Source organism: Bradyrhizobium sp., from assembly GCF_049512235.1.
Classification (GTDB): Bacteria; Pseudomonadota; Alphaproteobacteria; order Rhizobiales; family Xanthobacteraceae; genus Bradyrhizobium.
Genome location: NZ_JBEKXH010000096.1, coordinates 1 through 24,947 on the forward strand (window position 1 = coordinate 1; position 24,947 = coordinate 24,947).

Annotated in this window: 25 protein-coding genes and 2 pseudogenes; 13 read left to right on the forward strand and 14 right to left on the reverse strand. The window is 61.9% G+C overall.

The features are described 5' to 3' along the window. Window positions 1–403: 403 nt before the first annotated feature. A complete protein-coding gene (locus ABSG20_RS11560; protein WP_423864637.1) occupies window positions 404–1,447 on the reverse strand; it encodes a C-terminal binding protein in 1,044 nt (347 codons plus the stop codon). Window positions 1,448–1,533: 86 nt separating this feature from the next. Here ABSG20_RS11560 and ABSG20_RS11565 point away from each other — a divergent pair, with 86 nt between their 5' ends. Further along, window positions 1,534–1,935: a DUF1330 domain-containing protein gene (locus ABSG20_RS11565; protein ID WP_423864638.1), complete on the forward strand. Its 402-nt coding sequence runs from the start codon at window positions 1,534–1,536 to the stop codon at window positions 1,933–1,935. Between the two features lie 268 nt (window positions 1,936–2,203). Then, window positions 2,204–2,572 (forward strand): annotated as a pseudogene (locus ABSG20_RS11570) (DsrE family protein); the annotation flags it as partial. Window positions 2,573–2,609: 37 nt separating this feature from the next. Here the strand turns inward: ABSG20_RS11570 and ABSG20_RS11575 are convergent. Together ABSG20_RS11575 and ABSG20_RS11580 are read right to left on the reverse strand one after the other, a co-directional pair. After that, the gene (locus ABSG20_RS11575; protein WP_423864639.1) at window positions 2,610–3,512 is read right to left on the reverse strand and encodes a hypothetical protein; all 903 of its coding nucleotides are present in this window, start codon (window positions 3,510–3,512) and stop codon (window positions 2,610–2,612) included. Next, window positions 3,512–4,531: a TAXI family TRAP transporter solute-binding subunit gene (locus ABSG20_RS11580; protein ID WP_423864640.1), complete on the reverse strand. Its 1,020-nt coding sequence runs from the start codon at window positions 4,529–4,531 to the stop codon at window positions 3,512–3,514. Before ABSG20_RS11580 ends, ABSG20_RS11575 begins: the two co-directional genes overlap by 1 nt. 749 nt (window positions 4,532–5,280) lie before the next feature. Here ABSG20_RS11580 and ABSG20_RS11585 point away from each other — a divergent pair. After that, on the forward strand, window positions 5,281–7,455 hold the full coding sequence (locus tag ABSG20_RS11585) for a carboxypeptidase-like regulatory domain-containing protein (RefSeq protein ID WP_423864641.1): 2,175 nt from the start codon (window positions 5,281–5,283) through the stop codon (window positions 7,453–7,455). 85 nt (window positions 7,456–7,540) lie between these two features. On the opposite strand, the gene ABSG20_RS11590 is transcribed toward ABSG20_RS11585, so the two are convergent. Together ABSG20_RS11590 and ABSG20_RS11595 are read right to left on the reverse strand one after the other, a co-directional pair. Continuing rightward, window positions 7,541–8,431 (reverse strand): hypothetical protein, encoded by an 891-nt coding sequence (locus tag ABSG20_RS11590; protein WP_423864642.1) that lies wholly within the window; start codon window positions 8,429–8,431, stop codon window positions 7,541–7,543. Window positions 8,432–8,521: 90 nt separating this feature from the next. Next, the gene (locus ABSG20_RS11595) at window positions 8,522–9,457 is read right to left on the reverse strand and encodes a DMT family transporter (RefSeq protein WP_423864643.1); all 936 of its coding nucleotides are present in this window, start codon (window positions 9,455–9,457) and stop codon (window positions 8,522–8,524) included. A 203-nt stretch (window positions 9,458–9,660) separates the two neighbouring features. Here ABSG20_RS11595 and ABSG20_RS11600 point away from each other — a divergent pair, with 203 nt between their 5' ends. Next, complete coding sequence (locus ABSG20_RS11600; protein ID WP_423864644.1) at window positions 9,661–11,733, forward strand: M13 family metallopeptidase; 2,073 nt, start codon at window positions 9,661–9,663, stop codon at window positions 11,731–11,733. Between the two features lie 55 nt (window positions 11,734–11,788). Here the strand turns inward: ABSG20_RS11600 and hspB are convergent, their stop codons facing one another. Beyond that, the gene (hspB, locus tag ABSG20_RS11605; protein ID WP_423864645.1) at window positions 11,789–12,247 is read right to left on the reverse strand and encodes a small heat shock protein HspB; all 459 of its coding nucleotides are present in this window, start codon (window positions 12,245–12,247) and stop codon (window positions 11,789–11,791) included. Between the two features lie 283 nt (window positions 12,248–12,530). Between hspB and ABSG20_RS11610 the strand changes: the two genes are divergently transcribed. Continuing rightward, a complete protein-coding gene (locus ABSG20_RS11610) occupies window positions 12,531–12,860 on the forward strand; it encodes a hypothetical protein (protein WP_423864646.1) in 330 nt (109 codons plus the stop codon). Between the two features lie 100 nt (window positions 12,861–12,960). On the opposite strand, the gene ABSG20_RS11615 is transcribed toward ABSG20_RS11610, so the two are convergent. Next, a complete protein-coding gene (locus ABSG20_RS11615) occupies window positions 12,961–13,371 on the reverse strand; it encodes a hypothetical protein (protein ID WP_423864647.1) in 411 nt (136 codons plus the stop codon). Window positions 13,372–13,402: 31 nt separating this feature from the next. After that, window positions 13,403–14,452 carry a LysR family transcriptional regulator gene (locus ABSG20_RS11620; RefSeq protein WP_423864648.1) on the reverse strand — a complete coding sequence of 350 codons (1,050 nt, stop codon included), beginning with the start codon at window positions 14,450–14,452 and terminating at the stop codon, window positions 13,403–13,405. A gap of 72 nt (window positions 14,453–14,524) precedes the next feature. On the opposite strand from ABSG20_RS11620, the gene ABSG20_RS11625 reads away from it, so the two are divergent. From ABSG20_RS11625 to ABSG20_RS11650, 6 genes and pseudogenes are all read left to right on the forward strand, one after another. Next, entirely contained in the window at window positions 14,525–15,748 is a 1,224-nt protein-coding gene (locus ABSG20_RS11625) for a GNAT family N-acetyltransferase (RefSeq protein WP_423864649.1), read from the forward strand. Beyond that, window positions 15,745–16,338, forward strand: coding sequence for an isochorismatase family protein (locus ABSG20_RS11630; RefSeq protein ID WP_423864650.1), 594 nt, complete (start codon window positions 15,745–15,747; stop codon window positions 16,336–16,338). The genes ABSG20_RS11625 and ABSG20_RS11630 overlap by 4 nt, the downstream gene beginning before the upstream one ends. Then, window positions 16,331–16,549: a hypothetical protein gene (locus ABSG20_RS11635; RefSeq protein ID WP_423864651.1), complete on the forward strand. Its 219-nt coding sequence runs from the start codon at window positions 16,331–16,333 to the stop codon at window positions 16,547–16,549. The genes ABSG20_RS11630 and ABSG20_RS11635 overlap by 8 nt, the downstream gene beginning before the upstream one ends. Before the next feature lie 57 nt (window positions 16,550–16,606). Further along, on the forward strand, window positions 16,607–16,789 hold the full coding sequence (locus ABSG20_RS11640) for a hypothetical protein (protein WP_423864652.1): 183 nt from the start codon (window positions 16,607–16,609) through the stop codon (window positions 16,787–16,789). Between the two features lie 301 nt (window positions 16,790–17,090). Next, entirely contained in the window at window positions 17,091–18,383 is a 1,293-nt protein-coding gene (locus tag ABSG20_RS11645; protein WP_423864653.1) for an adenylosuccinate synthase, read from the forward strand. A gap of 37 nt (window positions 18,384–18,420) precedes the next feature. After that, window positions 18,421–20,030, forward strand: a pseudogene (locus ABSG20_RS11650) (hypothetical protein). Window positions 20,031–20,071: 41 nt separating this feature from the next. On the opposite strand, the gene ABSG20_RS11655 reads toward ABSG20_RS11650, so the two are convergent. Continuing rightward, a complete protein-coding gene (locus tag ABSG20_RS11655; RefSeq protein ID WP_423864654.1) occupies window positions 20,072–20,947 on the reverse strand; it encodes an intradiol ring-cleavage dioxygenase in 876 nt (291 codons plus the stop codon). Between the two features lie 250 nt (window positions 20,948–21,197). Between ABSG20_RS11655 and ABSG20_RS11660 the strand changes: the two genes are divergently transcribed. Then, the gene (locus ABSG20_RS11660) at window positions 21,198–21,611 is read left to right on the forward strand and encodes a DUF5413 family protein (RefSeq protein WP_423864655.1); all 414 of its coding nucleotides are present in this window, start codon (window positions 21,198–21,200) and stop codon (window positions 21,609–21,611) included. An 84-nt stretch (window positions 21,612–21,695) separates the two neighbouring features. Then, on the forward strand, window positions 21,696–22,268 hold the full coding sequence (locus tag ABSG20_RS11665; protein WP_423864656.1) for a DUF4112 domain-containing protein: 573 nt from the start codon (window positions 21,696–21,698) through the stop codon (window positions 22,266–22,268). A gap of 86 nt (window positions 22,269–22,354) precedes the next feature. Here the strand turns inward: ABSG20_RS11665 and ABSG20_RS11670 are convergent, their stop codons facing one another. From ABSG20_RS11670 to ABSG20_RS11690, 5 genes are all read right to left on the reverse strand, one after another. Then, window positions 22,355–22,654, reverse strand: coding sequence for a hypothetical protein (locus ABSG20_RS11670; RefSeq protein WP_423864657.1), 300 nt, complete (start codon window positions 22,652–22,654; stop codon window positions 22,355–22,357). 223 nt (window positions 22,655–22,877) lie between these two features. After that, window positions 22,878–23,042, reverse strand: a complete 165-nt coding sequence (locus ABSG20_RS11675; protein WP_423864658.1) for a DUF3309 family protein — start codon at window positions 23,040–23,042, stop codon at window positions 22,878–22,880. A 102-nt stretch (window positions 23,043–23,144) separates the two neighbouring features. Further along, window positions 23,145–23,558: a peptide-methionine (R)-S-oxide reductase MsrB gene (msrB, locus tag ABSG20_RS11680; protein ID WP_423864659.1), complete on the reverse strand. Its 414-nt coding sequence runs from the start codon at window positions 23,556–23,558 to the stop codon at window positions 23,145–23,147. A 46-nt stretch (window positions 23,559–23,604) separates the two neighbouring features. After that, entirely contained in the window at window positions 23,605–24,321 is a 717-nt protein-coding gene (msrA, locus tag ABSG20_RS11685) for a peptide-methionine (S)-S-oxide reductase MsrA (RefSeq protein ID WP_423864660.1), read from the reverse strand. A gap of 278 nt (window positions 24,322–24,599) precedes the next feature. Continuing rightward, a partial coding sequence (locus tag ABSG20_RS11690; protein ID WP_423864661.1) for an ATP-binding domain-containing protein occupies window positions 24,600–24,947 on the reverse strand: 348 nt, incomplete at its 5' end.

Below are 24,947 nucleotides of genomic sequence, written 5' to 3' on the forward strand. Positions count from 1 at the left end.
GTCGCGACAGCTGATGTTGTTTTGAAAGTTCCATGACGTTCTCGCTTTCCGTATGCGAGTTGACTTTCGTCAGGACGCGTTTCCCGATCGCTCATCCGACAGCCCGCAGCGATCCGAGGATTATCGGATTGCAGCGTCGCCGAGCAGCCTTTATAATTGAGAAGGAACTTCTCGAAATTCGGAAAAGCGGGGCAGATGGGCCGCTTGGAGGCGATGTCGGTTATCGTCGGCGTGAATGAGACAGGCAGTTTGTCGGCAAAAACCTGTGCCGCTCAAGCTCCGCGCATTTCTCAATTTGGGTGACCCCGCGCCTTCTCAAGGCGCGGCTGGACCAGGAATTGGCGTACGCCTTCGCGGCTCTGGCTTTTTTCACGGCGCTATCAGCCGGTGGGTTAGACCGCACCTAACTGTTCGGGCCGCGCTCCATGCTGACGGGTTGCCAGCGCCGCAGCGAGGTCGTTTGCAGCACCGAAGGATTGACACAGCTCACCGGCCACAGGCCGGAGAGCACCAGTGACAATTCATGGCCGACGCGACGTTTGCGCGCCTCGTCGAACCGCGCCGAGGCCGAGGCGACGTGGGCTGTCAGGGTGACGTTTTCCATGCCCAGCATCGGATTATTGTGTGACGGCGGCTCGTTCTCCAGCACGTCAAGCGCCGCATGCGCGATCCAGCCTTCCTGCAGCGCCTTGATCAGCGCCTCTTCGTTTACGGTCGCGCCGCGCCCGGTATTGATGAAGATCGCGTTTGGCTTCATCTGCTTGAAATGGGTTTCGCCGAGCATGTGGTGAACTTCGGGCCGCGCCGGCGCGTGCATCGAGACGAAATCGGACTGCGACAGCACCTCAGACAGCGTCGCCGGAAGCACGCCTTGATCCGATATCAGGGTTTCGGATATGAAGGGATCATACGCCACCATCCGCAGGCCGAACGGGCCTGCGCGCTTGGCCACCGCGCGCGCCACCCGGCCGAACGAGATGAAGCCGAGCGTTTGCCCCATCAGCCGCGGAATCCTGAGCAGTGCCGGGCGGCCTTCGGCCCAGCGGCCCTCGCGGACCATCCGGTCCTGCGCGACCAGGCGGCGAAAGCCTGCCAGCAACAGCATCATGGCGTGGTCGGCGACTTCCTCGATGAAGGTGTCGGGAATGTTGGTGACGGGGATGCCGCGCGCGGTGGCCGCCTTGACGTCGACGCTGTCGACGCCGACGCTGCCGAGCGTGATGACCTTGCAGTTTTCAAGGGCGTCGATGATGGCCTTCGAGATCGGCATGCCCTTGGCGTAGATGGCGTCGGCGGTCCTGGCGGCGGCGATGAATTCCGCCTCATTGGCGGGGGCCTCGACGATCTCGGCGCCGATCGGATCGAGCGCCTCCTTTTCAAAGGCATAGCCACCGCCGGCGACCGTGAAACTCGCGCCTTTCGGCGTCACGACTTTGAACTGCGACATTTCTCTTTCCTCCCGATTTCGGTGTGGCACAATCTTTGCGATCAGAACCAGCGCGCGTCGCTCGATTATACCCCAAGGAGCCGGCCATGGCCGTGGATTTATTGAATATCGAAGGCCTGACGGAATTGGAGCATCAGGGGCCGGTCGTGATGGTCAACCTGATGCGGTTCCGCGAGCGCTCGCTCGACGGCAACGGCAGCGGCTGGGACGCCTACCTGCGCTACAGTGCGCTGACCGTGCCGATGATCAAGGCGCGCGGCGGCACCCTATTGTGGACCGGCAACACCAAGGCGGTGGCGCTTGGCCCGCAACAGGCCCAGCAATGGGACTACATGGCGCTGGTATATTATCCCGGTGTGGCGGCCTTCATCGACATGATGACATCGGCGGATTACGAAAGCCGCTGCGATCCGCATCGCCGCAACGGCTGCGCCGAGCATGTGATCATTGCGACCGCCGAAGCCTACAGCAAATTCACGGGGGGTTAGTGGATGGCACAACGCGCTTGCAGCGCTGTGGCCGATGATCGGGGCAAGGCATCAGGATTTGGCGCGGAGCGTTGTTCAGACCCGCTAAGGTTGTCTGATGCCGGAAGTGAATGACTGCATAGAACTGCGGCCGTTTTTGGTTGACCGCGAAAGATATTCTGGTTGACGCCAGGAATGTTAATCTGGTTCGGTTTTTTCCGGAGCATGTGACTCCAAAGGGAGTACGGGATGCGCAAGCAATACGAAACGGCACAGTTCCACAGAGCGTCACCGTCTGCTTATTCAGGTTGATCAGAATGATCCGGCCGTCATGAACCTCGCGCTGAACAACGCCACCAACGTGATCGAGTATTATCGCGCCAAGGGTCAGGACGTGCATGTAGACGTCGTCGCCTATGGCCCTGGGCTGAACATGCTGCGTGCTGATACGTCGCCGGTACAGGAACGCATCAAGAGTTTCAAGGATTTGGCATTTCCCAGCAAGATTCAGTTTTCAGCATGCAACAATACCAAGGAAAACATGGAGAAAAAGGAGGGGCACCCGATTGCCGTGCTGTCTGAGGCCGTCCTCGTTCCATCGGGCGTCGTTCGTTTGATGGAATTGCAGGAAAAGGGCTGGAGCTACGTCCGGCCGTGACGAACTGACGTAGCTGCGGCAGATTTATTCCGACCGCTCAAGGTTTCCCCGAAGAAATCCTGTTTGCCGGCGTCCACTTGCATACCGTTCCGAGTTTTTTCCGGACCGCATCCAATCCATTGAGCTGGAAAGAGGCATCGCGGCCGGAGTCCGCGCCATCGAATATGCTTATCTTCAGCCGTGCAGCTTCCGGCAAGGACTGCAAAAGATTGCTTGCATCTTCCTTGTAACTGACGATCTTTCCATCCGGGGACTGAGCCCAGGCAAGTCTGACCGAGGGTTGGTCGTTGATTTGATAGGCAACCTGGACTTCACCGCTGCGCGACGAGCGCAATGCCTCCTCGATCCGCACCAACAGTTCGGTGCGCGCTCCAAGACAGCGAAGAGCCAGAGAGTTCGCGCCTGATGTCGAGCGGAGGACCGCGGTGATGAGAGGCTTGTAATCCACGGGCGATGTTGTTTCACTTACGATCCAACCTGGGTCGGCCTGCTTTACAGGGGTTTCAACGACTCTAACAGGCACTTCTGGAGCAGCAGGAGGAGGAGGAGGAGGAGGAGGAGGAGCAGCAGGAGCAGGAGCAGGAGCAGCACGAGCAGCAGCGGCGGGCTTGTCGGAGGCCGCACGAGCATTGGGCGCTTCTGGCACACTCGTTGCAGCAGCTGTTGCTGGCGGGACGGTGCCGGTGGGGATGTCTGGAGCTGCTGATTCGGCAGACGCGCCGTGCCCGACCTGTTCCATGCATTGCAGCAGCGCCGTGCGCGCCTGCTGGATACATTCCAGGCGCCGAGCCGGGTCGTTCGCCGGGTTAGAACAAACCGCATCGGTTTCGCGAGCTGACTGGAAGCATGCCTCCAGGCTTTGAACGTCCTGGCTCGCAGGTTGAGCGCAAGCGGCGCCGCCCAAATTTGCAACAACGATGGCGACCAGCAGAGCCCGCATCAGGGCTTCTCAATTTGCTTGGCGTTACTGGCGCGATCAAGCCACTCCTGAGCGGCTCGAAAGCGCTCCAACCCGGGGGATCGAGTGGTCAGATTGACGTCCTTCCATTTTGCGTCGAAACCCGGTGACTGCAATTTATCCACCCGACTAAAAAGCTCGTCGACAAAGCGCGCGACTCGATGATAGCGCGGCGAGTCAGGCCGCCAGTTAAACGAAGCCAGAATCGTGGGAACCGCGATCGTGGCGATCCGGTCGCCTTTCGCCACAAGGTTGGGATAATCTGTTGAGTCAAGAAACGAGGGGAGATAGTAGTCGCTGAATTTCGGACCATATTCGACCGGCAGGAATTTATAACCCTCTTCCCATTTTCCCTTCGCGAACGCATCGACCGGCTTCGAAGTGACAAATACGACGCCGGCAATCTCTCCGCGCTTCATTTGCTCGAGTGCCACCGGGTGCGGAACAAAGGTCTTCTCGACATCGAGGCCAAGGCGGCTGAAAATCAGGGGACCGGAATAGGCGGCGGCCGTACCCTGGGTATTGAAATTGACCTTCTTGCCTGCCAAATCCGCGAGCGATCGAATCTCCGGCCGAACGAAGATATGCAATTCCGAAGGAAACAGATTGAGTACATAGGTGATGCGCTGCTGAATCTGCGGTACCTGCGACTTGTACTCTTCGAGCGCGTCACTGTTGATGATGGCCGCATCAACTCCCTTGAGATACAGCAGATCATTGACGTTTTCCGTGGGACCACGGGTTACGATCGGGAGGACGTGCACTACACCGCCGTCGTTCACGACGCGGGCGATTTCCGTGGCGAAACGGATCGGGGCCCCCTCCAGCAGACCACCGGCCAGACCCACTGTCCAGGCATTGATCCGATCTCGAATTTCTGCCTCGTTCGAGATGGCAGAGGGCGGCTTGCCATTCTGGGTTCGAGGCGGTCCTGCAAAGCTCGAGCCGCAAAGCGCAATCGTTACCATTAACACGGCCGCTAACCTGGTCCAAAATGTCATTTACAGTTCCCTTCGAAAAATATTTGTATGTTGCAAAAGACATCTCTTGCTCTCTCGGGTAGTCGTGAGCGCTGAATGTACTTGCGTGCGCCTTGCGCGATATCGTTAGCCCCCTTGATCTCGTCGGCCGCCTGCCGAAAATTCGGTGCCGATAGATGTTGGCCGCTGAACTTGTCTTATTAATGGATGAAGTCGCGGCGGGTCGGTCGCCGGATCAATATTGTCAGTATGAAGTGCCGACCGCCCGATACTGTCTACCAAAGCGCCAGAACAGTGGTCCTCGGCGCAAAGTCAAAGTGATGCGATGGGCGGATGCCGTCAGCTAATGCGGCCGGGATTTGTCCGGAGTTAGGCGCAAGCTGGGCGGTCTCGGCGAAGCAGCCTGGGCTCAGGCCGACATTGATGTCTTCATGGGAGCATCGCGTCGGCGCGGGCATGAAGCGTCAGAGACAACCACCAGGACACTTACGCAACAAGCCCAGTTTGGCGCTTCGCGCCAGTTTGGACGGAATCTCCCGTAAGCTTCGGATGCCCGCGCCATGTCGCGGTCAACCTCATCCCATGGCAGCCCGGGCGCGCCTAGCGCACCGGCTTCCGTGGCGAATGACCCAATTCGTTCGGGCATTGGCTAGTTATTTCATTGGATCGGCGCCCGACGTCTTCCAGGCGCCGAATGACAGGATTATAAAAGTTCATTCCGACAATGTCGCGGGACGTCGAAGCCTCGACTGCACCAGGGAGCGAACACCGTGATCTTTCATTGCTGTCAGCGCGCAGGCCTCTATGCTTTCGCCTTTTTGTCCGTTGTCATGGTGTGTTGCGGTCCGCTCAACGCTCAGTCGAACACGAAACTGGTCGTCGGCGCCGACGCCATCGGTGGCGAGGTCAAGGGAGCCAATGGACCCGAAGCCGGCGTCTGGGTGATCGCGGAAACATCCGACCTTCCGACCAAATTCGCCAAGATGGTCGTGTCGGATGATCTCGGCCGCTTCGTCATTCCCGAGCTGCCTGCGGCGAAATACCAGATCTGGGTGCGCGGCTATGGGCTGGTCGATTCCGACAAGCAGGACGCTGTTCCCGGAAGCACCATCGAGCTGACCGCGAAGCCGGCGCCGAGTGCTGCGGCCGCGGCGGAGTATTACCCGGGGATGTATTGGTACTCGATGCTGAAAATTCCCGGCGAGCAAGAGTTTCCGGGATCGGACAGCAGTCCGGGCGGCATCCCCGCGGGCATGAAGACGCAGTCCGACTGGATCGATACGGTGAAGAATTCCTGCCAATCCTGCCACGCGCTTGGCAGCAAGAACATTCGTTCGCCGAGCCCGGAACTCGGACATTTTTCCAACTCGGCTGATATGTGGGCGCGTCGCCTGCAGTCCGGGCAGGCGATGGCGGGCATGGCGGTCGCGATCACGCGTCTCGGGCCGGACCGCGGTTATCGCATGTATGCGGACTGGACCGATCGGATCGCGGCGGGCGAACTTCCGTTCGCCAGGCCGGAGCGTCCGCAAGGGCTCGAGCGCAATGTGGTGATCAGTGCCTGGGACTGGGGCACGCCGAAGATGTATCTGCACGACGCGATATCGACCGACAAGCGCAATCCCACCGTCAATGCCAATGGCCCGATCTACGGCTCGCCGGAAGAGAGTTCGGATTTCGTGCCGGTGCTGGACCCCGTTCACAACACCACCAGGCTGATCAAGCATCCCTACCGGGACCCCGCCACTGCGAGCACCCAGGATGACCCCAAGGGGACCTCGGTGTTTTGGGGCGAGGAGCCGATCTGGGATAGTCACACCAGCATTCACAATCCGATGATGGACGGCAAGGGCCGGGTCTGGTTCACCGCGCGCATTCGACCGGCCGCCAATCCGGCCTATTGCAAGGCCGGCTCGGAGCTGGCCTCCGCGATCGTGGCACCGCTCGCCGAATCGGCGCGGCAGCTGTCGGTTTACGATCCCAAGACCGACAAATGGACGCTGATCAATACCTGTTTCACCACGCAGCATCTGTCCTTCGATGCCAACGACACGCTTTGGCTGAGCGCGGGACAACCTTACAGCGGCGTCGCCGGCTGGCTGAACACCAGGCAATTCGATGCGACCGGGGACGAGGTCGCCTCGCAGGGCTGGACCCCGATCATTGCCAATGTCACCGGCTCCGGCACGCGCGCGGCCTATGTCGCGGCCGATCAGCCCACCGATCCGGCCAAGGATAAATGGGTCAAGGCGGCGTTCTACGGCGTGATGCCGAGCCCGAAAGGCGATGTGATCTGGGGCCAGTCGATGGGCACGGGCTTCTCGCGTATTCCGCAATCGAGCTATCTGATCCGGCTGATTCCGGGCAGCGATCCCGCCCACACCGCGGTCTCCGAGATTTTCCAGCCGCCCGAGGGCGCCTTCGGCGCGCGGGGCCTGGATGTCGATCTGAACGGCGTTGCCTGGACGGTTCTCTCCAGCGGACATCTCGCCAGTTTCGATCGATCCAAATGCAAGTCGCCGCTCTCCGGGCCTGAGGCTGCGACCGGCAAGCAATGTTTCGAAGGCTGGACGCTGTACCGCTTCCCCGGACCGCAATTCAAGGGCGTGAGCGAAAAAGGGAGCGCCGACCACGCTTATTATGTCTGGGTCGATCGCTACAATACGCTCGGCCTCGGGGCCAACGTGCCGATCGCATCGGCAAATGGCAGCGAGTCCCTGCTGGCGCTGGTCGACGGCAAGTTCGTCAACATCCATGTTCCCTATCCGATGGGCTTTTTCAGCAAGAACGTCGATGGGCGAATTGACGACGCCAACGCCGGCTGGAAAGGCCGTGGCCTCTGGACCACCTCGGGCACGCGCGCCAATTTCCACAGCGAAGGCGGCAAGGGCGTGCTTCCGAAAGTGTTCAAAGTGCAGATGCGGCCGAATCCGTTGGCGAGCTGACAGGACCAGTGCCCGGAGCCGCGAGGCCCTGCGCGTGTTCTAGTTTCGACAGTTTTGCCGCGGCACGGCCTGACGATCCCGGCCGCTATCCTCCGTCGTACGCGTCTGGCTGCATCGACCAATGCCATTGGTCATAGCCCGACGCGTAGGTGCGGTTGGTCTGCGCCGGATTGCGATTGATCAGCGGCCTCAGATACATCGGGTGGGTGGCGCTGCGCACTTCGTGCTCACAGGTGAACAAATGGCGGCCGCTGGCGAGATCGATGATGTCGCGAAAGCGATATTGGTACTGGTTGTCCTCCCTGGAGATCAGATTGCGCTCCGACAGCTCGCGGTAGGGACCGGAGAAGTTGGTGATGTAGATCTGCACGTGATGTCCGTCATATTCCGGCTGCGGTCGGTCGGTCTCGCGAAATTGCAGAACCTGGTCCTTGCCTGCCTTGACGCGCGCCACGATGCCATCGCCGTTATTGAGCTCCGCGGGCATCCCGAGGATTCGCCGATAGAAGCCGCAAATGCCTGGTGCCGTGCCTGCCGGTACGTCGAACTCGACATAGGGGATGCCGAGCGTGATGCGCCCAAAGCGGGTGGCGTTCGGCTCATAGCAGCGAACCCGATTGCCCCACGGACAGACCGCCTCGACATACTCGTTATTCTCGGCGAATGCGAACGCGGTGCCGTTCAGCCTGTCGGCGACAGAGGCGAGCCGGTCGAGCAGCGCCTCCCGGCCTGACATGACGATCCCGGTATGGCCCCGCACTACCTGCGCCTCGCCGCTTGGCAGGTGAAACTGGCTGCGGCCGACATTGATCCACATATTGCCGTCGGACACCATCAGATAGGGGTCGCGCGTGAGCCCGAGGCCTGCGACGTAAAACAACGTGGCCAGCCGCTGGTCGGGCACCTGGACATTGACGTGTTCGAGATGGATCGAGTTGCCGAGATCCTCGGCGGCGCGGTCGAATGGCTGCTGCATGGAGGGAGGTCCCGGATGCGATGATGGCGTATCATAGGGCAGCCTGATGCGCGAAGCCAATCATTCAGGATGCTGCAATGCGCTCAAAGCCTAGCCCGCCTTGGCCGGCTTTCGTGAGGCCACGAAAACGCCGGTCAGCACCAGCGCAAAGCCTATCACGTGAAAGGCTTGCGGGCGCTCGCCGAGAAAGACGAACGCCATCGCGGCGCCGAACACCGGCACCACGTGGAAGAACGGCGCGGCGCGGTTGGCGCCGATCAGCTGCACGCCGCGATTGTAGCACAGATAGGCCAGCGTTGAGGGAAACACCGCGACGTAAAACAGAAATAGCAGGTTGGTGCTATCCAGCTGGATCCGCGGGCGCGCCAACAGTTCCCAGATCCACAGCGGTATCAGGCAGGCGGCGCCGCAGCCGAAGGTGAAGCCGACGAAGGACAGGCCGTGAATTGGCGGGCGCTTCAGGGACAGCACCGAATACAGCCCGAAGATCAGGAGCGCCACGGTGAAGATGAGGTCGCCCTTGTTGAAGGCGATGCCAGTGAGCGCGGTGAGGTCACCGTGCAGCAGGATCACCAGCACGCCGATCAGCGACAGCGCGATCCCGGCGGCCTGCGCCAGCGTCAGCCGGACGCCGAGCAGGATCAGCGACCATGCTGCGACGAACAGCGGTCCGGCCGACTGCAGCAACAGCGTGTTGAGCGCCTGGGTATGTTCAAGCGCCCAGTATTGCATGGTGTTGAAGGTGCCGATTCCGGTGACCGACAGCACGATCATGGTGCCGAGGTGGCGGCGGATTGCGCCCCAGTCGCGCCTGAGATGCTTCCAGGCAAAGGGAAGAATAATCAGAAATGCCAACGCCCAGCGCAGGAAAGACAGCGTCACCGGTGGAATATGTCCGGCGGCCATGCGGCCGACGATGGCGTTGCCGGCCCAGCACAGCGCGGTGAACGAGAGCAAGAGATAGGGCTGGTTGGCGAGCCAGATGCCGGGAGCGGCGCCGTCAGAGGTTTGATCGGAAGCAGACATTGGTGGCGGCTCTCGGCCCCTCGTTCCATGACGCCGCGGCCGGCCCGGCGTCAGCTCCCGGGCCGGTAATCTTGCCCGGCCTGATGCACAGACACGGAATTCGGTCAGGTATCAATGGCGCAGGACGCATCGCGACCATGCGCGCGGGCGCCATCGCAGGGCGTGCGTTGCAACCTCCTCAGCCATTGGAAACCATCAGAGGCTTGGTCTATCCTGCCCCGATGTTGCGAAAAGTCATTCTCGCTTTGGCGTTCGCCGCGGCCTTTCCTGCAGCGGTGTTGGCGGCGTCTCGTTCCGGCATTGACCTGTCGGCAATCGATCTGACGGTGCGGCCTCAGGACGATTTTTGGGCGTACGCCAATGGCAAATGGCAGGCGACGGCGCCGATACCGGCCGATCGTGCCGCCTGGGATACTTTCTCCGCGCTGCGCGAGACCACCCAGCAGCAGTTGCGCGACGTGATCGAGGGCATCGATCCGCACAGCCCGGAAGGCGGCGAGCCGCGCAAGCTCGCCGATTTCTATGGCTCGTTCATGGACGAGGCGCGCGTCGAGGCCGCGGGCCTCGACGGCCTGGGCGACGAACTGGGGCGGATCCGCGGCCTGCGCGACAAGGCGGATCTGCCTGTCTTGTTCGCGCATTTGTCCCGGCTTTGGGTGCGCATACCCTGGGGGTTGGATATCGGGCCGGACGAGCGCGACGCGACGCATTATGTCGCGCATCTGGGGCAAAGCCAGCTCGGGCTCCCGGACCGCGATTACTATCTGAAGGACGATGCGCATTTTCAGGCGATCCGCACCGCCTACCGCCAGCACATCGTCACATTGCTCTCGCTCGCCGGCGAGCCCGCAGCGGAGACGGATGCCGAGGCGATCGTTGCGCTTGAGACCGCGCTGGCGCGGTTGCAGTGGACGCGGGTTGAGAACCGCGATCCGCTCAAGACCTACAACAAGCGTGATATCGCCGATCTGCCGGCGCTGACGGAGAGAGACGACTGGCGATCCTACCTGGCCGCCGCCGGCGTCGGCGCGGACATTCGCAGCGTGATCGTGGCGCAGCCGAGCTATTTCGAGCGCGTCGGCACCATTCTCCGCGAGGTCCCGCTGGCGACGTGGCGGACCTATCTGGTGTACAACCTGCTCAGCGCCTATGCGCCCTATCTTTCGGCGCCCTTTGCCGCCGAGGATTTTGCCTTCGAACAGCACACCCTGCGCGGCGTGCCGGAAATCCAGCCGCGCTGGAAGCGCGCCGTTGCCGCCGCCGACCGCCTGATCGGCTTTGCCCTCGGCCGGCTGTATGTCGAACGCTACTTTCCGCCGGCCAGCAAGGCTCGCGCCGACGCACTGATCGCCAATCTGATGGCCGCCTATCGCGAGAGCATTGCGACGCTGGACTGGATGGGCCCCGAGACCCGCCGCCAGGCCGACGGCAAGCTGACGGCAATTCGTCCGATGGTCGGTTATCCCGCGAGATGGCGCGACTATGGCGGGCTTGCCATCCGCCGCGACGATCTGGTCGGCAATGTCGTGCGGGCGCGACGGTTCAACTACGATTTCTGGCTGGCCAAGCTCGGCCATGAAGTCGACCGCGCGGAATGGTTCACCTCGCCGCAGATCGTCAATGCATTCTATAGCGCGAGCCGCAACCAGATCGTGTTTCCCGCGGCCATCCTGCAGCCGCCGTTCTTTGATGCCGGGGCGGACGATGCCGCCAATTACGGCGCCGTCGGCACGGTAATCGGTCATGAGATCAGCCACGCTTTCGACGATCAGGGCAGCCGCTTCGACGCCGACGGCAATCTGCGCAACTGGTGGACGGAGGAAGATCGCAGCCGCTTCGACGCCAAGACCCGCAGTCTTGTCGCGCAATACTCAGCCTTCAGCCCGCTGCCCGGTTATCACGTCAATGGCGCGCTGACGCTCGGGGAGAACGTCGCCGACAATGCCGGCCTTGCAATCGCGGAGCGGGCCTATCGGCTTTCCCTCGACGGCTGCCCCGCGCCGGTCATCGATGGCTATACCGGCACGCAGCGGCTGTTCATCAGCTTCGCGCAAATCTGGCGCGACAAGGTTCGCGATGCAGCCCGCATCGAACGTCTCAAGGTGGATCCGCACGCGCCGGGACAATTTCGCGCCAACGGCAGCTTGCGTAACCAGACTGCTTTCGACAGCGCCTTCGACGTCAAGCCCGGCGATGGGATGTATCTGCCGCCCGAGCAGCGCATATCGCTGTGGCAGGTTGACCGCGAAATGGTGTGCGGGCAGAACGGTCGCTAGATGACCCCGCGGCGGCGGTCCGCCGCGAGGCTTGGCGTTCAATCGGCTCTGTCGGTCACGCCGCCCGGGTCTCGATCTGCTGGACCTTGGATGCCGGCGCGCCGTTGATCGCGATGCGGCGCGGCTTCATCGCTTCAGGGATTTCGCGGATCAGTTCGATCTGCAACAGCCCGTTGTCAAACGCTGCGCCCCTGACCTGGACATAATCGGCGAGATTGAACTGACGCTTGAACGGCCGCGACGAGATGCCCTGATACAGGAACTCGCGCTGGGCCTTGTCGGCCTTGCGGCCTTCGACCGTCAGCACGTTCTGCTCGGCGGTGATGGCGATCTCGTCGGGCGCAAAGCCCGCCAGCGCCAGCGATATCTGATACCGGTCCTCGCCAAGCCGCTCGACATTGCAGGGCGGGTAGTTGTCGTCGCTGCCGGCATGCTGGGCGGCATCGACCAGATCAAAGAAGCGGTCGAAACCGATCGTCGACCGCCACAGCGGGGCAAAATCGTAAGTTCTCATAGCCAAATCCTCCATTGAGCAAGATGGGTACGAGCAGGCGTCGGACACCGCCGGCGACCGTCTCTGCCGGGCCCCGAGGGCGCCCGGACCGCTTGTCGCGGCAGACCAAAAATTAGCGCAAGCCAATTCGGTTTCAAGAGGGGGCCGGGTTTTTTTTGACAGGCTCGGGTTTGCGCATCGGAGCGATCGGATCGTAAAAATTTTTGCAGGGCGGTCTTGAAGTCGTTGTGCACTTTTCTAATTTGATGGCCGTCCCGAAACGAAAGGAGTCGAGGAGGACGTCATGACCGATACAGACCGTTTCCATGATGAAAATGTGGTTGATCTGAACGCCATTTTACATCCCGGCTCGGTATTCGATCATCCCCGGGAAGTGCTGGCCGATATCACCTTGTCGCGGGCCGAGAAGAAGGCGATTTTGGCATCCTGGGCATCCGACGCCGCAGCGGTGACATCGTGCCCGTCCTTGCGCGCCATACCGGGTGCAAAAAGTGCGGTTTCCATCGACGAGATCCTCGAGGCGCTGTCCAGCCTGGACCATTCGCCGCGGCATCCGCCCGGCGGCAAGCCGGTCCGGCTGAAGTCCATCGAACGAACCTCGCTCGCAGCCTGACCGGCCACGCTGCCGCGCCGGTCCCGGTGCGGTCTTGTCACTCCGCGGTTGCTCGACGCCAAGGCATCGAGCCCCGAGGTGGCTCGCGTCCAGCCGAGGCCTATCCGGCGTCGCCCGGCTCCGGATCGGGTTCGGCCTGGCGCCTGACGATTTGTTCCGCGAGATGCATCAGCATCAGTTTGGTCTGATCGTCCCTCAGCTGGTGGAAAGCCCGCAACAGGCGCAGTTCGAGCAGGGCTTGCCGCGAGCTAAAATCCCTGGCCGATGCAACTGCGGGTTGTTGCTGCGCCACTCCGGCGATGTGGCTTGGAAAGAAATCGCAGGGGATGTCGAACGCCTCCGCGATTTGCAACATCCGGTCGGCATCAATTCCTTTCGGCCGGTTGCCGTCCTTCTGCGGTTTGCCGTGCCCAGCATTGAGAACCTCGAAAATGTCAGTTTGCGAAAGCCCCAACGCAAGCCATTTTGCCTTCACAAGCTGGTCGATGTCTCCGTCTGCCGCGTTGCTCATTGCTTCGCTTTGCCCGTGGAATTTGAAACCTTCAGCCAATTTTCGATCGTGACTCTTTGATAAAGCCGGCGAATAGATTTACCAGCGGTTCGCCCTTGTATGTCTTCTGCAGATCGTCGGGATGGACGAACTCGTCGCGAAACCAGGGAAACTTGCGGCCGTCAAAGGCCTGGATCGTCCACTCGATCAGTTGCCTGACCCGCGGGATCCGCTTCGCATCGGGATGATAAGTCAGCCAGATATCGAGCTGAAATCTGATGTCGATGTCGAGCGGGATGAGCGGACCGGCGACCGCGGGAATATAAGTCGGCAGCCAGCCGATGCCCGCACCTTTGGAGATCGCCCAGACATTGGCGCTGCTGACGTTGTTGCGCATGGCGACAAAGCCAAGTTGCTCGCGGCCGGCGTACTGATCGTACAACTGTTGCGCCCGTGTCTGGTCGGCATCGTGAATGACGATTCGATGATTTTGACGGATGTCGTCGGCGTCCTTTGGCATTCCATAGATTTCGACGTAGCATGGGCTGACGAAGGGCATGATGTGGAGCCGACCGATCTTGACTCTTTTCAGGTCCGGTTTGTCAGGCTCCTCCAGCTGCACGGCGACGTCGGCTTCCAGACGCAACACATCAGCTGAGCGCATTTCACATTTCAGGTCTACCAGCAGGCCCGGATAGACCCGTTGAAATTCGATCAAACGCGGCGCGACCCAAAAGGTGCCGAGCCCTTCGGTGATGGCAAACCGGACCTCACCGCTCAATGCCGGCGTCGTTCGACTGAGCGCGCGGTCCAGATCGAAGGACGCTTCTTCCATCCGTTGAGCGGCCTCGAGAACCTTGGTCCCTTCGAGCGTCAGCCGAACTCCGTCGACGTGGCGTGTCATCAACGTGGTGTTGTAGGCACTTTCCAACGCCAAGATCCGATTACGCAGGAAATTCGCAGACGTATTGAGTTCGTCAGCCGCGGCCCGAAAGCTGCCTATTCTCGCAACTTCCAAGAATATCCGGACACTGTCCCAGTTTGTTATACGTCCACTAGGGTGTGCACGATGGTGCGCACCCCTGCGCTCAGGTGAGTGCATACAAACAGCCCCCGTTCCAGTCATTCTATTGTTGGCAGAAATCAGATGGATGCACAACCTAGAGATCGATCAATGACCGCTCTCGACCTGGATTTAGTAAACAAGGCGGGGAAGAAAGCCGGTTCCCCGGGACCTCGCTCGCTCAGTCAAATGACGATGTTGCAGTTGGCCAAACGCACGGTGATCTTCAACGTCGATGCGGCCGGCATCGCCTCGTTGGTGGATGCTGCGCGCCGAGACATCCCTGTCCTGACCTCCAACGAGATCGTTCAAGCGGCGGCAAACCGCAACCCGGACGTATTCTGGGCGATCGCGAGGAGAGATCAGTTCGATATCACCGCGCCCAGGGGTGAAGGGTTTCTTGCAGTTCTGCCGTTGACCCATGAAGGCACGCGCCGGCTCGTCGACGGCAGCCTCGATACGCGACGTCCCGACCTTTCCTGCATCACCCGGCAATCGGAGCGGCCGGCGGGAATATATGTCTGGGCCATCCATGCCAAAGGCGCGATCGCCGCCGCGATTCCGCTGGTGTTCCAGAAATTCTCGACGCCGCTTTATCAGGGCGTCAACCTCTATGCGCGGTCGGTCACTAAGGACGGCCGCCGCGTTCTGCAGACGCTCGGATTTACTCCGGAAGCCTGCTACGACGGAGCATTCGCGCCCCATCTGCTGATGCTGGACCGCTCGGAAGACATGCCGGCGGTGAAAGTTTTTCCACGGGATTCCGTTTCCGTGCGCGTTGTTCGATCGATGGACGAAATGGCGCGGGTGATTGCCATCCGCGGCGCGGTCTATATGGGCGAGCAACAATGCCCGTTCGAAGAGGAGTTCGATGGCAACGATTTTTCCGCGACCCACTTGATTTGCCATAAAGGCGAGGAGCCTGCTGGTTGCTTGCGTATTCGGTATTTCGCGGAGTTTGCCAAGCTTGAGCGGCTTGCCGTCCGCCACGAAAAGCGAAACGCCGGCCTGGCGGGCCAGATTGTGGAGGCAGCGATCGAGCTCTGCCGGAAGAAGGGCTATCGCGTTCTGTACGCGCATTCCCAGAAGCGATTTGTCAAGTTTTGGGAAGCGCACGGCTTTGCGCGTATGACGGGCGCTCGAGACTTCGCGTTTTCCGACTTCGACTACACGGAGGTCAAGCTGGAAACCGAGAGGCACCCGCAAACCATCACCCTCGACGCCGACCCATACGTCATTATTCGCCCGGAGGGTCATTGGGACACCCCGGGCGTTCTCGAATTGTCCGCAAGCCGAGGCGCGTCTCTGTCGGCAGGTTGCGGGTGGTCCCGATGAGTTCCGTCATCGATCTGCGCGCCTATGTCAGCGCATCTCACAGCCGATTGCTTGTCATGGTCGACATGCAAGAGAAAAACCGCAACGAATTGGCAGAGGAGCACGCGTTTGACCTCGCACGCTCAATGGAGAATTGCAACTTGGCCTTGCGGCACGCCCGAAACCTGGGTCTGCCGATTGCATTTACGAGGCCGTCGGGTAATCCGGGTCCGATTGAAAGAGCCGCGCATTCTTCGTGGATCAAGGGGTTCGAGCCGAAGCGGTCCGATATGGTGTTCGAGCGAACGCAACCTTCCTGCTATGCCAATCCGCTGTTCGATGATGTCGTTTCGCGAATTGGAAATTTCGCAATCGCCGGACTGGCCGCGGAAGAGGCCTGTCTGGCAACCGCGATCGATGCGTCGCATCGAGGCCATAATGTTACGTTCCTGAGCGATGCCTCGGTGAGCCGTGGCCGGCACAACACCGATGCGCATGCGGTGCACATGTTGACGACCAAAGCCATCGAATTGTTCGCGGAAACCGTAACCACGCGGCGCTGGCTGGTCGCGACTTCGCCGCGAACATCCAAGGGGCATCGGTATGGATGAGCTTGCGATCCGTTACCTGCGTGATGTCATTCCGGTATTGACCGAACAACGCGACATCGTTGTCGCCAGGGGAGCCCGCTTTGCCGGCCACCTGATCGATCTGGCCATCATGGAGCTGCGGCTGACGATAAACGAGATCTCCGAAGAAGAGCTGTCGGAATTGTCCAATGTCCTCAGCGATAATTGGGTTGCCGGCAAACGTTCGAATTGACGGGAGGCAGACAGCCGGGCCGAAGATGAAACAAGTCAGCGCGCGATTGGATTTGGCGTGTTTTATTCCTGCTGTTACATCATCGTGGCTGTCGGGCCTTCGATAGCGGGCTATCTGCAGCATGGCTGGCGATCGCCGTCGGCCGGACTGATCGCAGGCGCCGCCGTGCTCATGCCGCTGGCTCTGTCTTTTGCGGCTTTGTCGATCAGTATCGTATCGCCGAAGCGCACTGTGATCTAAGTGGCCGGCAGCCGCATTTAAGGACGATGCCCGGGCCGCCGCCGCCGAGGGATGAAAATTTTCAGGGGATATCAATGAGTTGAACCCCGCTTCGAGCCCTTTTGGGCGGCCGTTCCTGCTTGCGTCGTTAGCCCGCTTCCTTTATCCGATGGGATGCCTCGCATGCGAGCGGCCACGGCCGTCATTTGGGTTGGGCGGATGATCCGGGAAAGCATGCCCCCGGAGGTGAGCCGGGGTGGGGCCCCGGTTTTCCGAACCGATCGTGCTCGTACCGGGATTTTGGCAGAGGGAATACCCGCGAATGGCCAATGTTGTGGTCGTCGGCGCCCAGTGGGGCGACGAGGGGAAGGGCAAGATTGTCGACTGGTTGTCGGAGCAGGCCGACATCGTCGTGCGCTTCCAGGGCGGCCACAATGCCGGGCACACCCTTGTCATCAACGGCGAGACCTACAAGCTGGCGCTGCTGCCATCGGGGGTATTGCGGCCCTCGAAGCTTGCGGTGATCGGCAACGGCGTGGTGTTCGATCCGCAGGCCTTCCTCGATGAGGTGACCAAGCTGAAAGCGCAGGGCGTTGCCATCAGCCCGGAAAATCTGCGCGTCGCCGAAAACGTCACGCTGATCCTGCCCCTGCATCGCGATCTCGACGCGATCCGCGAATCCTCCAACGCGCTCACCGCGATCGGCACCACGCGGCGCGGCATCGGGCCGGCCTATGAAGACAAGGTCGGCCGCCGCGCGATCCGGCTGATGGACCTCGCCGATCTCGATACGCTGCCGTACAAGATCGACCGCCTGCTGGCGCATCACAACGCGCTGCGCCGCGGGCTCAGTCTGGCCGAAATCGACGGCGCTGGAATTTTGCGGGAGCTGACCCGGCTGGCGCCGCAGCTTCTGCCTTACGCCGAAACCGTATGGCGGCTGCTCGACGTCAAACGCCGCGAGGGCAAGCGCATTCTGTTCGAGGGGGCGCAGGGCGCGCTGCTCGACGTCGACCACGGCACCTATCCCTATGTCACCTCGTCCAACACCGTGGCGGCGCAAGCCGCGACCGGCTCCGGCATGGGACCCAGCACGGTCGGCTATGTCCTGGGCATCTGCAAGGCCTATACGACCCGGGTCGGACAGGGCCCGTTTCCGACCGAGCAGGACAACGAGATCGGCCGCAAGATCGGTGAGCGCGGCCGCGAATTCGGCACCAACACCGGCCGGCCACGGCGCTGTGGCTGGTTCGACGCCGTGCTGGTGCGGCAGACGGTGCGGACCTGCGGCATCCACGGCCTCGCTTTGACAAAACTCGATATTCTTGACGGTTTTGACGTCATCAAAGTCTGCGTCGGCTACCAGCTGGATGGCAGGGAAATCGACCATCTTCCGGCCGGCGAGGGCGCCCAGGCCCGGGTGACGCCGATCTACGAGACCATCGAAGGCTGGAAGGAACCGACCGCCAACGCCCGTTCCTGGGCGGATCTGCCGGCGCAGGCCATCAAATATGTCCGCCGGGTCGAAGAACTGGTGGGTTGCCCAATCGCCTTGCTTTCCACCAGCCCGGAACGCGAGGATACTATCCTGGTCCTGAACCCGTTCGAGGCTTAACGAGATGTTACCGGAAAGCCTGTATTGTTGAGTAGAGATGGCTGACTACTATCCGCTGATCGCGCGCGCCATTGCTGGACTGGATCCCAGTGCTCCCGGCGAGAGCAGGCGCGCGCTTTATGAACGGGCCCGCTCCGCGCTGATCGCGCAGCTGCGCAGCGTGCAGCCGGCCTTGAGCGAGTCGGAAATCACCCGCGAGCGGCTGTCTTTGGAGGAGGCCGTGCGCAAGGTCGAGTCCGAAGCCGCCCAGCGCGCCCGCGATGCCTCGCGCGCCGGCGGCGCTCGCGCCGGCGATGCGTTCCGCGCCACCACGCGTGGCAGTGTCAGGCCCGAGGCGTCGACACCGTCTTCCGCAACGCCGTCTTCCGCGTCTCAGCCTGCCGCGCCGCCGCCGTCCACATCGCAGGCGTCCCCATCGCAGTCTGCGCCGCCACAACCGCGCCCGCGCCCTCCCGCGCCGCCGCCTCACAACGAGCGTCCGCCGGTCGGGCAGGAAGACCGCCCGCAGCGCAATCTTCGTGCCGAGGCGCCGCGGCCGCAACCGCCGCAAGTCCCGATGCAGGACCCGCAGCTGCCGCCGACCCGCGAACGAACCGGCGCGCCGCGCCGCGGCCCCGACAACAGCGTACCGCAGGCGCCGGGCATGCGCGGCTTCCGCGACATCGCCGCCGACGCCGACGATCTCGGCCGCGCCGCGGCGCAAGCCAACCGCGCCGCGCGAAAGACTTCGACCGGCTCGAACCAGGCCCGGAGAACCCGGCCGCTGATCCCGACGCGCCTTATTCCTATGACGAATCCATCGCGGAAGCCGAGCGCTATGCGCCGCCGCCGCAAGCGCCACGTCCCCGCCCTGCCGCGGGCCGCGAGCCAAAGAAACGCGCCCGGTCAGCCACGGCCTTTCCTTTCAAGAGCGCGATCGCCATCGGCATCGTACTGATCCTGGTCGGCGTGGCGTTCGTATGGGGCAAGGCGTTGGTGTCGGCCGTCGGCGGCCTGCTCAAGCCCCAGGCTCCGGCGGTGGAAGCGCCAAGGGATGCTTCGCCGCTCTCGAAGCCGAAGATTCCCGATCGCGTCGGCCAGCAAGGGTCGTCCGAGCAGGTTGCCCCGGTGGCGCAACGCGTCGTGCTGTATGACGAGGATCCCGCCGATCCCGCAGGCAAGCAATATGTCGGTTCGGTGATCTGGCGTACCGAGCAGATCAAAGCCTCAGCCGGCCAGAGCGCCGACGTCGCGGTTCGTGCCGACATCGACATTCCCGACCGCAAGTTCAAGATGTCGATTTTGTTCCGCCGCAACACCGACACTTCGCTGCCGGCCAGCCACACCGCGGAACTTACCTTTGTGCTGCCGCCGGATTTCGCCGGCGGCGGCATCGCGAACGTGCCGGGCATTCTGATGAAGTCCAACGAGCAGGCGCGCGGCACGCCACTGGCTGGGCTCGCCGTCAAGGTCACCGACGGCTTCTTCCTGATCGGGCTGTCGAACGTCGATGCCGACCGCGCGCGCAACATTCAGCTTCTCAAGGAGCGCTCCTGGTTCGACCTGCCGCTGGTCTATGCCAACCAGCGCCGCGCCATCATCGCCATCGAAAAGGGCGCCCCCGGCGAGCGTGCCTTCAACGACGCGTTCGCGGTGTGGGGCGAGTAGCAAGCGGCGTTGACGCGAAACGCCTTCGCGGCAAGCTTCCTCTAGTCGAACTCCTTCTGCAGGGATCGTGGCACACCCGGCACGATCGCCACGGCACCGGCATGCCGCGCCATCGATTCCGAGGTCATGCCAGGCGGCGGCCACGCATCATCGGCCCAGGCCGTTGCGCTGCGATCGACGCCAAGGATCAGGGTTGCCAGGTAGTGGTCGGCTTGTTCCCTGATGTCGCAGAAACCGCCATGGCTGTTGTCCATCAGCGCCAGGCTGTCGTTGACGTTGAAGGTGTCGCGCGGCCGCTTGCGCCGGTAGGCGTCGACGTTGCCGAAGAGGTACTGGCTCAGCGCATCGGGAAAATACATCTGCGCGGTCAGCACGTTCCGCTGGTCGGTGAAGACCTTGAAGTGAATGTGCGGGGTCCGTCCGATGTACCAGCCGGGATAGACGGTATGAAAGCGCGCCTCGCCCTGGGCGTCGGTTTCCTGGGTGCCGCGCATAAAGGTGCCGCCGGTGGTGTCGATCTTGTGGTTGTCGCCCTGGCCGCGGTAGCCGGAATAGAATCCGTCGGCGCGGGCATGCCAGATATCGATGCGTGCGCCCCTAAGTGGCTGGCACGAAGCGGTGTCGATCACGACCAGGCGGATCCGCAAGGGGACGCCGGGATGGCCTTCGGTAACGTCGAGGCGACTTAATTTCGGATCGAAATAATACGGACCCGCGACGGCTTGCGGGGTCGCAATGCAGGAGAAGGCCAGGCGAGGCGCGGCGACGCTCCCAGGGGTGGCGGCACGGCCGTCAGGTATGGCGACACTGTCGCCGGCGCGGACCGCAGCATCCGGCAACGCCAGCGACGGCGCCGCCAACAGTCCCGCGACCGCGGCGCGACGCGTCAGGGCGGAGCGAGTGGTCTGTTCGGTCATGTCGGATCCTTCCCCTGCTACGCGGCGTGGTCTTTTCTTGAAATCGAATTCAGGCCAAAATCCGCCGCCCATGATCAATTCGCGGGTGCTTCGGCGGGCTATCTCCGAAGCGCCAGCCGTCTGGAAGATCCTCGCAGCAGATCTCGGCCTTTTCTGCCACGCGCCAAACATCGGCATCAAACGGTAGCGGGTCCAGTATCTCCGGGGTGCCTGAACCTGCTATGCTTGGCAAAAAGGCGAGGGGTTAGACATGAAGCGGTATCTGATTTTTGCGGTTCTCGGGCCGCTGCTCGGCGGGTTTCTGCTGCTGCTGGCGACCACCTATATGTCCGGCTACTGGAATCAGCCCAACGCTTCCGATGTCGAGAAGCTGCTCGGGGTGTTCTTCAGGACGCTGCAGTACAGCTATCTGTTTGGCATCCTGCCGGCCCTGATGATCGCGGCGGTGGACGACATTCTGTTCCACGTCAAGCGCATCGGCTGGGGTTTGCGGGTTTTGATGGTCGGCGCGATCGCCTTCATCGCCACGGCATTGGTCTATGGCTCGCGCGGACCGGACAGCGGCGCGATCCAGTTCGTGCTTTATGGCCTGGTGGGGTTTGTTCCCACGACGGTCTCGTCCTTTCTGTCACATGAGGCGATCGGAGAGCCGGCGCAGGCGTGAGAATTTCGGGTACGAGGCCGAAAGCGGTTCACGCCGCCGCGACGGCGTGACGCAACTTGCGGCCGCCTTGCGCGTTACCATGTGATGACGATGTCGAACGAGAAAATTCTTTCCCTCGATGCCGCCCGTTCCGGGAGAGCCAGCCCCGGGACAACCTCGCGCGCCGCGTTTGGCGGTGCGGAGGCGCGCGGCCCGATCATCGATCAGGAAGGCCGCGAAATCCCCAGGGAGTCCTTGGGGGCATCGTTGGACCCGCGATTTCAGGGTGTCCGGTTCGATTTCGGCCATTCCAGCGCCAATCCGTTCGGCAATCTCACAAGGGAGCAGCGGCTGGCGCGGCTCGATGCGCTGGCGAAACTTCTGGACATCGCCTTCATCCTGCCCGGCACCAACATCCGCTACGGCATCGACGGCCTCATCAACCTGATCCCGGTGGTCGGCGATATCATCACCACCGCGCTGTCGCTTTGGCTGGTGCGCGAGGCGCGCTCGCTCGGCGCGCCCTGGCATGTCACGGCGCGCATGCTGGGCAATGTCGCGATCCAGGGCGTGGTCGGTACCGTGCCGATCGCCGGCGACGCATTCGACGTATTGTTCCGCGCCAACATGCGCAACGTGCGGCTGCTGCGGCGCTGGATCGAGAGGCAGTCGCTTTAGCCCGGTACAAGTGCCGGACAGTCTGCCCCGAGCTCGCAGGACATTAAGCAGACGGCAGATCAACAAAACGCCGGGATCGGGTGCGGTTACGCCGCGTCGGCGGCGTCAGCCTTGTCGCTGGCAGGGGCGGCCGCGGGCGCGGGCGGCCGGCGCGGCAACGGAAAATCCTGGCTCTCATAAAGCGTGCGGATGCCGCTTTGATCGAAGCGGGCTTCATCGACCTGCAGATAGGCGCCGTTCAGCGAATCCGCTGGCAATTCCTCGATCGCGAAGCGAACAGCTTCGGCCGCGGTGCCAAACCGCCGATAGGCAAAACCCGCCCGCTTCTTCTTGCGGATCGCGGCAGGGAATAATTCAGCGGCAGTGTTAAAGCTAAAGGAAGCCATGGTCAGGGACCTCTGATCTTTTTAGTGAGAACGCGAACTTGAAATCGCGGACGGATCGCACGGGCGCAACCAAAGCGGGGCGCGCCGGTACACGTCATTTCAGGACAGCCCCTAATATAAGCTTGTTTGACAGAAATGCGACTCCTGCCGGGGCTGATGATGAATCCCGGCGCCCGGATCCGCGGCCCGCAATAAACCGTTATTTTTCAAGGGCTTGTTTGGATCACAGTTTGCCCAGCAGTAGCAGGATGATGAGCACGACCAGGATGACGCCGCCGATGCCCATTCCGGAGTGGCCCATGCCGTAGCCATAGCCTCCGAAGCGGCCACTGAAGCCGCCCAAGAGATAGATGATCACGAGGATGATGAGTATGGTTCCAAGCGACATGGCGCTTCCCCCCTTCAAGCCGCCCGGCCAATCGATGCGCCGGCACGCCCTTCAAGCAAAGCATAATCATGCCTTTGGTTCCAGAGAAGGAACCTGAAATAGCTATTTCGGCTGCAGTTTGAGCGCGGCCGAGTTGATGCAGTAGCGAAGTCCGGTTGGACCGGGGCCGTCCTCGAAGACGTGGCCGAGGTGGCCGCTGCACTTCGAACAAAGCACTTCGGTGCGGACCATGCCGTGGCTCAGGTCGCGCTCCTCTTCGACATGGCCTTCCGCCGCGGGCCTGGTAAAGCTCGGCCAGCCGCAGCCGGAATCGAACTTGGCGTCGGACTCAAACAGTGTCGCGCCGCAACCGGCGCAGGCATAAGTGCCCGGCCGCTTCTCGTGCTCGTATTCGCCGGAGAACGGCCGCTCGGTCGCCTTCTCGCGCAGCACCGCATATTGCATCGGTGTCAATTCCCTGCGCCATTCGGCCTCGCTCTTTTCGATCTTGCCGGGAAAAGTCTTGGTGTCGGACATGAGGTCTCCTTGGCGTCTCCTTGGGGTCTCCTTGACCGCTGCGCTTTCAGTTCGTGACCTTTGCGCTGCTCACCAGCGTCGGCTTCTCGATATAATCGTCGGCAAACAACTTTTTCAGGTTCTCGACCTTCGGAATATCGTTGTAGGCGATATAGGGCTGGGTCGGGTGCAGCGTCAGGTAGTCCTGATGATAGGCCTCGGCCGGATAAAACCCCTCCAGCGCCCCGACCTTGGTGACGACAGGCCTTTTGTAGACCTTGGCGGCATTGAGCTGGCCAATATAGGCATCCGCGACCTTTTTCTGTTCGTCATTGGTCGCAAAGATCGCCGAGCGATATTGCGTGCCCGTGTCCGGACCCTGGCGGTTCAACTCGGTCGGATCGTGCGCCACCGAGAAGAAGATCTGCAAAAGCTTGCCGTAGCTGATTTTCTTCGGGTCGTATTTGATTTCGACCGATTCGGCGTGACCGGTCGTCCCGGTCGAGACGATGGGATACGACGCGGTGGCCTTGCTGCCGCCGGCATAGCCGGACACCGCGCTGACGACACCCGCGGTATGCTGGAACACGCCCTGCACGCCCCAGAAGCAGCCGCCCGCCACGACCACGGTCTGAATGCCCTCGGAGGGGGCGGCGTCCAGGGCCGGCGCGGGGATCGCCACGGCGTCTTCCGCCCGCGAGGGCGCAGCAAAAAATGCGGCGACCGCGAGCGCGCCGAGTGCGGCAGCGCAGATCGAAACGCGTCTGAGATGGCTGGGGGACATGGGGCTTCCTTTTCGGGTCCTTGGATTTATCGGCCAGACGGCAGCAATGGCTGGTCGGCGCCGTCCCGTCCGCTGTTCCAAGATACGCAGCGGGACTGACATTGTTACCACCTTACGGACACGAGTTCGTGAATAAAATACCGCATATCCAAGGCGTTAGCCCATTTGCGCCGATCCTGCAGCGGTACGATTGCGCTGAAGCTGGTCGACCAGGGGTTTTCCGATATCGAGCCGGGGGCGGGAGCGACCAAGCAATCGGCTCGTTCGCGCCGTTCGCCTCACACCACCACGCTGAGCCGTTTCGCCGCGCGCGTGATGCCGGTGTAGAGCCATCGCGCGCGGCTGTCCTGGAAGGCAAAACTCTCATCGAACAAAACCACGTCGTCCCATTGCGAGCCCTGCGATTTGTGCACCGTGAGCACATAGCCGTAGTCGAACTCGTCATAGGGCTTGCGCTGCTCCCACGGGATGGTCTCGATGGCGCCGCCAAAACAGTCGCCGCGGACCGAGACCTTTGTCACCCTGTGGCCGAAGTCTTCATCAGGCGACAGCCGCATGGTGATGATCTTGGATTTCGACTGCGCCCGCGACTTCACCCGCCACAGCCCGCCGTTGAACAGGCCCTT